Genomic DNA, 10,042 nt, shown 5'->3' with positions numbered 1-10,042 from the left:
GCCCGAGTAACTGCCCGCTCTGTCCGACGTCGACGACCACTCGCTGAAGGAGCGGTGGCAGCACTGTCATAACGCTCCCGGCGATGGAACCGGAACGTGAGCGGTGGCTGCCAGGTTCGGTCGCAACCTGCTGTGTCATCTGTCTCCTTGATCAGTTGGGCGGTGCATCACGTCCACGGATCCACCGCACCGTCGTCAACGGAATTTCCGTCCCTTCCGACACTCGCGACGGCGAGAAAAACTACAGTTCCAGACGCATCACAACCATCCCTGCCGATCAGATTTCGGACGACAGAAAGAGAGCACCTGCCACTTCTCTCGCCCACCGAAGAAAAATGACCGTCCGAAAGAGCCGTACTGGCAGGCGGCGAGCGTCACCGATCAATCGTGACTTTGTACCCGGCGGCCGTCAGAAGGCCTTCCAGGAGCGCTTCTCCCGGCAGGATCCGCCGCGTTTTCCCTATGACCGGACCATCGCCGTCACATATTTTGGGCACCATACGAGCGAACTGCAGACCAATAGCATTATCGGCACTTTTCGGGCACATCCGTGTCACGCCCGAACAACAGGCTCGCAACAGGCGGAAGGGCAACGAGGGAGATGTATCCCCTCATCCGGGCAGGTCGTCCCGCGGGCCGGCGGCTGTACACCCCCGACGCTTGGTGCGGGTGCGGCCCGCNGTGCGGCCCGCCGAGGTGCGCTGGCCAGGTCATACGAAGCCATACGTGGTCCTGCTGACGACGGCGCAGCCAGCAGCCCCGGCCAACGGCTCCATCCACCAGCCTGTGGACGCCACCTGGAAAGCGTCTACCAGCCCTGTCGACGACCTGCTGTCAGGGCGCGCGCCGCGCCGCACCGCACCAGGCCAGGAGCACTTTCCCGGTCAGCACACCCGCGCCCGTGGGATCCGCTGTAATCGGCATGAACCGACCCAGGCCAGAAATTCGCAGGACAGCCCGGCGACGGGCAACGCCGACGCTCCTCTACTGGGCCGTCCAGCCTCCGTCCACCGGGATGACCTGGCCGGTGATGAAGTCGCTCTTTGGGCTCAGCAGGTAGACGACCAGGTTACCGACGTCCTCCGGCCGGCCCAACCGACCCGACGGAGTAGCCGCCGTAACCGTGGTGAGCAGCTCCTCCGTGATGTCGCCCAGCATGGGCGTCTGGGTGACGCCTGGAGCAATGACATTGATCTGGATGTTGCGCGCGGCGTACTCGACGGCCACCTGTCGTGACAGAGCGATGACCCCGCCCTTGGCCGCGGAGTAGGCGAGCACATTCTGCATACCAATGAGACCCGCCGTCGACGCAATATTGACGATCTTTCCGCCACCGTTTTCCAGCAGGGCCGGGACCACGGCCCTCGCACCGAGCCAGACACCCTTGAGATCGACGGCGAGAATGCGGTCCCAGCCCTCTTCCGTCTGCGAGAGCAGGCTGTCGACATCCGACACGATACCGGCGATACTGGCGAGCCCGTGGATGGAGCCATGCGACTCGATCACGCCGTCCACGAGGATCTGCCAGGCTGCGGCATCCGAGACATCGAGCGCCCGGGCCTCGGCCCTGCCGCCGGCCTCGGTGATGGCCGCGGCTGTCTCGTCCTGACCTTTCAGGTCGATCGCGATGACGAGAGCGCCCGCCTCGGCCGCCAGGTGCGCGGTCGTTCTACCAATACCGGAGCCGGCGCCGGTAATCAAAACCGTACGTCCCTCAAGAAGAGCACTTCCGCCTGATTCTGATGCAGTCACAGCATGCCCCTTCCGTCCTGTCGACTTACTGAGGACCGTGATACCCCGTCGGCCACGGTCACAGTCATTTCAGTATAAAACAACTGTTCGTTCCTGAACAGCACCACGATCGGCAACGGACACGCTCGGGAAAGACACCGGTCACGCCTCCGGAAAACACGGCCCCGCACCACGGCATCGGCCGCTCGTTTTAGTCGCCGGCAGTGAGGTACATGGCCACGAGAACCACACACACCACCACGGCCCACCCGGCGAACAGAAGATGCAGTATCTGCGGAGCTTCCCGGAGTTCCATGAAGTACCGGCCGACGAGGTACACCTTGAAAAACGCCACCACAATCACACCGACCGTCGCGGCCTCCCGGGCGCCGTGACCTTCCCCGAGATACCAGGAGAGCACGGTCGCGCCCATGAGCGCGAGCCAGGAGACAACGGTGGGATTCCTGACGACAGAAATCCTGGCAGCAGAACCCTTGACGACGGTGCTCCCGACATGCGTCGACATCTGGTCACCTCATCAGGTACAGCAGCGCGAACAGAACGATCCAGAGCAGGTCGACAAGATGCCAGTAGCAGGCTCCGGCCTCAAGATTACGTATGTCCCTGGCCTCCAGGACCGGCTTGCGGGCAATCCTGTACATGATCACAAGACCGATCATTCCGATCAGCAGGTGCAACAGGTGGATACCGGTGAAGACGAAGTAGTACATGTAGAAGCTGTTGACCGACGGTGTGTGTCCCGCGTCAATCTTGTCCGAGTACTCCAGGTACTTGTTGAGGACGAAGCCAGCGCCGCAGAGCAGCGTGACGAGAATCATCCGCGAGCCGGTCCGGGAAGCCCCTCCGCGCAGCGTGTTCAGGCCCAGCACGACGAACATCGACCCGGTCAGCAACAACAACGTGTTCACCGCGCCGAACGTCAGGTCCATGGTCTCGTGAGCGTGTTCGAAAAGCTCGACGCTCCGCGACCGTTCGTAGACGAACACACCGAAGAACAACCCGAAGACGAGCATGTCCCCGAAGATGAAAACCCAGATGCCGATCTCGCCCGGCACCCGGCCTCCGCCGCGAGGGCGCCACCGGGGCGCCCTCGCGGTGTGCGAGGCGAACGGATCCGCGAACGGATCCACCGCGGACGGCACGCTCATGGTCACGACACGATGGAAAGATCTTGCTCATGGACGAAGCCGCGCTTGACGTTCTGCATCGACAGGTAGCTGAAGTACAGCACCCAGGCGCCGAAGACCATGAACGGTATCCACAGGCACACCACACCGGTCCAGCCGAATGGCCCGCTCTTGAAGAACCAGACCGTCCCACCGGGCATGAAGCACACGCCTGACCAGATGCTGAAGTATCCCGTCCAGCGCGGGAAAACCGGTGTCGTCCTGTCCAGCAGGATGTTCAGTCCGAGCGCGATGGCCCAGATCGTGAACGGCATCCAGGTGCCGAGCAGGATGATGAAGCCCGCGTCGTTGAACGCCTGCGTGATCTCCGGTGACACGTCCCCGGCGCGGAAGGCCGCGGTGGCCCAGAGACCGCAGTTCACGACGATCTGTGCGGTACCCGCGGCCATACAGGTCAGCTGGACGTAGGTCAGAACCGGGAAGAGCCCCTCCTTGCGCCGGGTCTGGACAGCCATGCACACGCCCCAGACGCCCATCAGTGCGTAGGCCAGACAGGTGAACACGAGACCGACGCGGATGGCGTCCTTGTGGTCCCGGTAGTATTGCGCAACCTCCTGCGGGGAATCGCTCGGGTGGATGGCGGGTGGGAAGTACCGAGCGAGCCAGACGCTCCCGATCACAAATAAAACGACCATGGCCGGACCGCACCATGCGACAAGTAACTGCGAGTTGCGGCTCATGCTTTGGCGCTCGGCCCGAGCTGGACTGGAGCCGTTTCTGCTTGTTTCCCCTCCCACAGGGGACGTGATGACATCGGTAGCGCTCACAGGACCCTCCTTCTCCCTCGGTCGAGGTGGTGTAGGCGGGCCGAATAGCCCGTTATGTCCTACTTTGTGCCAGCATGATCCACCTTCGCGCCTCCCCGCGCGCGACTGCCACAGCCAGCAACAAACTCGACACTCCAGACGGTGATCACATTAACAAACAAGTGATTGTTTTCTGCCGACCATAGTTGGCCGTGTGACCTGTGTCAATGTCGCCGTGTCCACGACGACACACAGACGTATGATTTTTTCCCAGATCGTGCGGCAACGTGGCTCCACACCAAGATCTGTCAAATCTCACCAGCCGACGGCACCCTCCTGGACGATACCGGCTGCATCACTCCCCGAGCGGCAGCGTCCTGGGATGGGAACCCGCGCCGGAGCGCAGATAGCGGTACCAGACAAGCGCAGCCGGCCGGGCCCTCGGGTCGGCGGACAGACTGGCCCGCACAAGATCCACACCGGTCCGGTCGAGCACATCCTCGACAGCTCGCGTGGCGCTCTCCGGCGTGACCGTCCGGCCGGGCGCGAGGATACGGACGATGAACAGGCCGAGCTTGAACAGATCGGAGCTGATCGACTGCGGTTCGTGTATCACCGGGGGAAAGAAGTCCGGCGTGTGGCCCTGATCGACGACCGCCGCGTTACCGACCTTCCGCACCGCGTCACAGTCCACCAGGAGCACGTCCGGTGTCGGTCGCAGACGGTAGAGGACGTTACGGGCGGAGATGTCGCCGAAGACGATGCCCTGGTTGTGCAGGAACGCCACCAGGTAGGCCAGCCGCAGGCACAGCCACCACCGCTGCGCACGGTCCGGGAACGGCAGGCCGAGCGCCCGCATCTGCTCGGGTCCGGCGAACAGCGACCGCGCTTCGCTCGGCCGGCGCTCCGACCGTCCCGCCGTTGCCGGGAAAACCTGGAAGAAGGCATCGGGTATGAGCCGCATGACGACGCCGAGCACCTTCGCACGAGCGGAGGCGGCATCGCTGTCGACCACGATCCGCAACGGCCAGGCCAGATGCGTGTCGAACCACAGGCGCTGGTCCGCCGGCAACGCCAGCCGCAGCGCGATGATGTTGGCCAGGCCCTGGGCCGGCACCCGCCCCACGATGGAGCGGTACTCCTTGTAGACGAGCGGCACCCCCACCTCGGGAAGGCCGAATTCGGGCAGCCGGTAGACGACCGCCTGCCCACCCCGGCTCAGCAGATCGACCCGGCCCAGCCGCTGCCGCTCGACAGCGACACTCTGCCACTTCACAGGAGGCTCTCAATAACGAACATCCGGGTCGATCCAGGACTCGGGCGGATCGACGATGACCGTGTCGAGAGCATGGACGTCCGTTTCATCGATCACTACCATCTCCTGATGGCCCGAGGTCACGACACTTCGTACGATGATCTCGGTCAGATTTCTGATCGCGCTTTCCGGGCTGGCCAGCCGGCTTTGTATGAACAATGGCGTCGTCGGCGCCGGATGAGCCAGCGCCCGCATGATCTCGGGATTCGAGTCGGCGACGGCGCAGGGAATGATGTGCGGGGTGGTCGGGCATTCCCGAAGCAGGGTGGCAAACGCCTCCTCCCAGGCGCCGGGAGGATCGTCGAAGGGTTCGCCGTCGCTGAGAAAGAACACTCCGGGGCGGCCCACGGTGAAACCGTCGGCCGCCAGCTGGCGGCGGTCACGGTCGACGGTGGCCCGTAACAGGTTGAACGCGGGTGCGTATCGGGTGCCGTCGTCACGGCACGCCAGCTGAGGGAACGTCGTCGTGGTGAGCAGGTCGCACAACGGCAGCACCGTCCGGCTGCCGCCGGCAAAGTCGATCATGCCGACCCGGACCCGGGCGGCAGCGACCGAATCGCGGGCCAGCGCCTCCCCGATCCGCTGCAGAATGAGGTTCGCGGTGTCCAGCCGCGGCCCGTCCATGGACTGCGAGACGTCCACTACGAGGTAGAACGGAATCAGGGTGGTTCGTGGGTGCGTGTCTGCGGGGTACACGGTTTGTCCCCACCTCCTTCTGCCGACGCTGTTTCCGCCGATGCCCTGTCCGCGGCCGTCACGCGGCCCGCCCGGCGGCGTGGCAGCCGGCCTGTCTGGCGGACCTGCGGGCACCGGACTACCGGGCGACGACGGCAACGACGACCGCCAGCACCAGAAACAGCAGAATCGTGACAGCCAGCACAACACTGGCAGCCTTCGTGGCGGGAGTGGCGGGAGCCGTGCCACCNGGCGGGAGCCGTGCCACCGCCGATGGCACTACCGCCGTCGGCGACGCCGTTCCCGGCGTCGCCGGTCAGGTCCGGCAGCGCCGGGAACGGATCAAAACGGCCGCTCCGGGCCCGGGCGCACCATGGGCATTCCGGGAGATGCCCACTGTAGGTGTGGCCTTTCCGGTTGCCGCATGTCCGGACGTCGTCCCAGGCCAGGTCGAGGGCTTCGGCCCATTCCTGCGCGGCCGGCCGCGAATTGGCCGCGCCGTGGCCCGCCCCGAACGCCTGCCTGGCCAGCGCGGCGATCCGCGGTGGAAGGACGTCGGGCTCGACGGCCTCGTCCGGGACCTCGACCTCGCTGGGCGCCGTCAGGACGGTGATGCCGTACTGGATGTTCGTCTCGGGTGACGGATCGACGTCCAACAGCCGGGCTGGAATGCCCTGGAAGGGATGGTCGCCGCACAGCAGCAACTGGCATACCAGCACGGCGAGGGTGAACCGGTCCGTTTCGACGCCTCTGGGGCCGGACAGCTCGGGCAGCAGTTCGGGCGCGGCATATTCCGGGGTGACGGTATGGCAGGCAAAAAGCTCCCCGTCGTACCGGAACTGCAGCGAGTCGCAGTCGAGAAAACTGATCAGACCGTCCGCCCGGACGTGAATGTTGGACGGCGCCAGGTCACCTACCACGATCTCCTGGTCGTGCAGAATGGCGACCAGCTGGCTTAAGTTGCTGGCCACCCCCAACAGAAACTTCCAGTCCTTGTCCGGGAAGTTCGTCAGGCGAGTGTAGTGCTCGAAGAACGTGCTCAGCTGCTGATCATCGGAACGCCACATGACGTATCCGAGAACCGCCCCGCTGGCGTCGCGGGCGAGTTTCTCCGGCCATACCAGCCCCGGATGACCGGAACCGGGGTCGACGAACTGTGACGCGTCGAAGGCCCGCAGCATGCACTCCAGCCGGTGGGTGCGCTGGACGTCGGGCTCCCGGTAGATCTTCACCGCCTGCCGGGCATCGCCGTCCACGGCGTGGACGACCGACTCGGTTCCAACACCGAGCACGGTCGAACAGGTCAGCCTGCGCCCGTTGACAAAGATCTCCGTCACCGACACAGGACCGCCACCACCAGCGTCGTGTCGTCCTGGGTCACTTCGGTGACGTCCTCCCGCAACAGCAGCCGGACGAGTCCGGAGGCATCAAAATGATCATCGTCGAGCAGTCTGAGCACGGTGTCGATGACCGGTTCCCGGGCCACCGCCAGCCGGCCGTCGGCGTCTCGTCGCAGGGTCGCGGGGATCAGGCCATCGGTCGATATGAACACACCGCTGATCCAGGGGTCGTAGAGGGCGTTCACCCGGGCGGCTCGGCTGGTGTCCGACGTCAGGAAGACCGCGTGGGTGGCGTGCTCGGCGTCGGCGGTCCCGGCGTCGAGCAGGTGCAGGTTGTCCTGTCCGCCCTCACCCGTGCGGACGACGATGAAGCCGTCCCCGATGCCGAGATAGCCGATGACGGGATGGGCGAGGACGACGACCGTCAGTGTCGTCGCGAACTCGTCGACGTGCTCCGGCCCGGCGATCGCGGCGACGACCCGCCGGAACTCGGCGACTATCTCCTCATGCGAGGCCGCCAGGATTCGCTGTAGTTCCGGCGCGGTCGTGGCGCGGCCGGCGGCATGGACACGGTCACGCACCAGCCGGGTGGCGATCGCGACCGCGAGCCGGGAGCCCTCGGCCGACCGGGGCGCGGATCCCGCGCCGTCGGCCACCGCCAGCACGTGGACGTCGGGCAGCGGCCCCCGCCCGTACAGCGACAGGTGAGCGAAGGAGTCCTCGCACCATCTGCCCTCCCGCACGTGCGAATACCCCTGGACGCTGGCCCCCCGGATACGCCACCGGTCGGGCCGACCGCCGGCACCGCCTCGGACGGCCACGGGCTGCCAGCCGGGGGTCACGCCTGCCTCGGCTGGTAGCCACGCAGTTTGTAGTTGGGGTCCTCCACGCTTCTGTCCAGCTGCACGAGAATGTCGCTGAAATCGAACCGTCCATACATCATGTTTCGCTCCGGAGCCAGTTCGCGCAGGGTTGCCTGGCCCTGGTCGTCGATGGGCGGAATACCGATCGCGAACAGCGCCAGTTTCTGGTTCGCCTCCAGCCCGCGGATCTCGCCTGCCAACGGCCGCCAGTCCGAGCTCGGATGCCCCTGGTCGTCGGTCGGCCGGCCGTCGGTGACCAGCCAGACGAGCGGACGTTTCCAGGTCACCCTGTCCCGGGCCAGCTGCCGCTTGCGCGCCTCGATGACAGAAATACTCAGTCGGACCGCCTCGACCAGCGGTGTCACCCCGTCGGCGATCAGCTTCGGTGGCTGGAAACTGTGGGCCGGCACGAACGGGGTCCGGTCACTGCGCGGATCGAAACTCTCGCTGCCACGCCATTTGCGTACTCCCCCGGCACCAAAGGTGATGAGCGCGAACTCGGTGGTCCGCGCCATCTTCTCGCCGGCCTGCATACTGCGCGCCCAACCGGCAAGCGCGTCGTTGAGCCTGTCGATCGCCTCGCCACGCATCGAGTACGAGGTGTCCATGCACAACACCACGAGCACACGATGGCTCGGCCGGGGAATGGGAATGTTCCCGATGATGTCCCGCGGCTGCTGACGATCCGCTGCCCTGTCAGAGCTGTTACGAGGTGCCATTTTCCGATGTATCCCCGTCTGCGTAGTCACTACGGACTACCGGCCTGAGCGGCCGTACGGTGGCCACGCCTGTAGTCCGTCCACCTCGTGCGTCGTCAGCCGCACCTGGTCGCCGACGCGGGGCCGACTCGATCCCGGGCCCTTCCAGGTCGCTCGGTAGAGCCCACCGTCGACCGCGACATAACCCTGCGGGCCGAAAACGGAATGTACGATGCCGAGCGGGCCGACGGCGACGTTCGGTTGCGCAACCGGAGACACCGGCCGTGCGCCGCCGTACCCGCCGCCCTCGTCGTCCCGGCCGTTGTCCTCGCCGACGTCGTTGTCATCATCCGCGCCGTCATCCCCTCTGCCCAGCAGCCCGCGCCGTCGGAGCACGGCGGCACCCAGCCCGAGCAGCACGATGACGATCAGTGCGTAGACCCAGAACGACCGGCCGGAGCCGCCCTGCCCCGACGGGGGCGGCTGCTCGGCCGTGGAGGCCAGGCCGGCCGGAACAGCCGACGTGTCCACCTGTAGCGCCCGCCTGAGGACGACGTCCAGGAGGAAGGGATCGGTGTTGGTGGTGTACACCCCCGATGCCCGTTCCGCCTCGGTACCCGCCACCTGTTCCTGGCACTGCCTCCCGCAGGGCGTCTGCTGCCCGCCCGCGCCGCTGTTGCGGGCGAGGGCCGCGCGGGCGGCGTCCGCGTCCGCGAACCGGTGGCCGGCCACGGCCAGCAGCACCGAACCGGCCGTCCCGAGATCAGGCCGCTCGCCGGCCCGCGAACGCTCCGGCAACGCGACCTGGACGGCAAGTTTGGCCCGATGATCGAAGATGGCGTCCAGCACGGCCGACTCACCCTGCCCGCCGAGCAGCGTGGACGCGCCGGTCACCCGGGCCACGACGACTCCGTCGCCGTCCGTAATCCCGTTGAGCAGGCTGTTCAGGGTTTCCAGAACGGCCCGGTCGACCTGCGGTGGCAGCTCCATGACACGCACCACGAACACCGGCTGCTGACCGGACGCCGGCGCGGCCGCCGCGGGAGACGCGGACAACGGCGACACGACCGGCACCACAACAGCCAGCCCCGCAACGGCCAGCCCCACAACGACGGTCGCCGCGGCCACCGATAACAGGGTCTGGAGCCGTAACCGGCCCGGAGACCGACGTCGCGGAACGCGCCCGGCATCCGTCACGGGGCAGTGATGACCGCCTTGCAGCACCGGAACCCCCCGACATTTACTGCTGCTCGTGACAGCTACAGGTCACTGTAGTCAGCGGAAAGCCAGCATAGCGACCCGATTGCCCCGGACCTACCGCCCTGCCCGACCCCACCAGAGCCCGGTCCGCTTCGCCGGCCCGATACGACGGCACGGCAGGTGGCACGACCGGTAGCGCGGCAGGACCGCCGCCACCGGCTCCTCCTCGGATCGCACGCCGGCAGACCGGTAGATGTCAAGTCAAA

Annotated in this window: 10 protein-coding genes; all 10 read right to left on the bottom strand. The window is 66.2% G+C overall.

Annotated elements, in window-relative coordinates; translation table 11 throughout:
* Positions 1–984: 984 nt before the first annotated feature.
* On the bottom strand, positions 985–1,701 hold the full coding sequence (locus tag FrCorBMG51_RS23900) for an SDR family NAD(P)-dependent oxidoreductase (RefSeq protein WP_235433856.1): 717 nt from the start codon (positions 1,699–1,701) through the stop codon (positions 985–987).
* A gap of 241 nt (positions 1,702–1,942) precedes the next feature.
* Positions 1,943–2,257, bottom strand: a complete 315-nt coding sequence (locus FrCorBMG51_RS23895) for a cytochrome C oxidase subunit IV family protein (RefSeq protein ID WP_047225253.1) — start codon at positions 2,255–2,257, stop codon at positions 1,943–1,945.
* 4 nt (positions 2,258–2,261) lie between these two features.
* Positions 2,262–2,900, bottom strand: coding sequence for a cytochrome c oxidase subunit 3 family protein (locus FrCorBMG51_RS23890; RefSeq protein WP_131772311.1), 639 nt, complete (start codon positions 2,898–2,900; stop codon positions 2,262–2,264).
* A gap of 2 nt (positions 2,901–2,902) precedes the next feature.
* On the bottom strand, positions 2,903–3,706 hold the full coding sequence (locus tag FrCorBMG51_RS25865) for a hypothetical protein (RefSeq protein WP_157180659.1): 804 nt from the start codon (positions 3,704–3,706) through the stop codon (positions 2,903–2,905).
* A 334-nt stretch (positions 3,707–4,040) separates the two neighbouring features.
* Positions 4,041–4,961, bottom strand: a complete 921-nt coding sequence (locus FrCorBMG51_RS23880) for a hypothetical protein (RefSeq protein ID WP_047225252.1) — start codon at positions 4,959–4,961, stop codon at positions 4,041–4,043.
* 9 nt (positions 4,962–4,970) lie between these two features.
* Complete coding sequence (locus FrCorBMG51_RS23875) at positions 4,971–5,696, bottom strand: vWA domain-containing protein (RefSeq protein ID WP_052914994.1); 726 nt, start codon at positions 5,694–5,696, stop codon at positions 4,971–4,973.
* A complete protein-coding gene (locus FrCorBMG51_RS23870) occupies positions 5,660–6,742 on the bottom strand; it encodes a protein kinase domain-containing protein (RefSeq protein ID WP_476742246.1) in 1,083 nt (360 codons plus the stop codon). Before FrCorBMG51_RS23870 ends, FrCorBMG51_RS23875 begins: the two co-directional genes overlap by 37 nt.
* Before the next feature lie 266 nt (positions 6,743–7,008).
* On the bottom strand, positions 7,009–7,857 hold the full coding sequence (locus FrCorBMG51_RS23865) for a protein phosphatase 2C domain-containing protein (RefSeq protein ID WP_086055658.1): 849 nt from the start codon (positions 7,855–7,857) through the stop codon (positions 7,009–7,011).
* Positions 7,854–8,486 carry a vWA domain-containing protein gene (locus tag FrCorBMG51_RS23860; protein ID WP_157180656.1) on the bottom strand — a complete coding sequence of 211 codons (633 nt, stop codon included), beginning with the start codon at positions 8,484–8,486 and terminating at the stop codon, positions 7,854–7,856. The genes FrCorBMG51_RS23865 and FrCorBMG51_RS23860 overlap by 4 nt, the downstream gene beginning before the upstream one ends.
* Before the next feature lie 147 nt (positions 8,487–8,633).
* Positions 8,634–9,704, bottom strand: a complete 1,071-nt coding sequence (locus tag FrCorBMG51_RS23855; RefSeq protein ID WP_139342408.1) for a hypothetical protein — start codon at positions 9,702–9,704, stop codon at positions 8,634–8,636.
* Positions 9,705–10,042: the final 338 nt, after the last annotated feature.

Origin of the sequence: Protofrankia coriariae (assembly GCF_001017755.1) — a bacterium.
Taxonomy (GTDB): Bacteria; Actinomycetota; Actinomycetes; order Frankiales; family Frankiaceae; genus Protofrankia; species Protofrankia coriariae.
The sequence above is the reverse complement of the archived record's forward strand: the minus strand, read 5'-3'. Positions and strand labels throughout refer to the sequence as shown.

Excerpts from the sequence above, each read along its gene's own strand:
- FrCorBMG51_RS23895 (WP_047225253.1), bottom strand. The coding sequence starts at position 2,257 with ATGTCGACGCATGTCGGGAGCACCGTCGTCAAGGGTTCTGCTGCCAGG.
- FrCorBMG51_RS23890 (WP_131772311.1), bottom strand. The coding sequence starts at position 2,900 with ATGAGCGTGCCGTCCGCGGTGGATCCGTTCGCGGATCCGTTCGCCTCG.
- FrCorBMG51_RS23860 (WP_157180656.1), bottom strand. The coding sequence starts at position 8,486 with ATGGACACCTCGTACTCGATGCGTGGCGAGGCGATCGACAGGCTCAAC.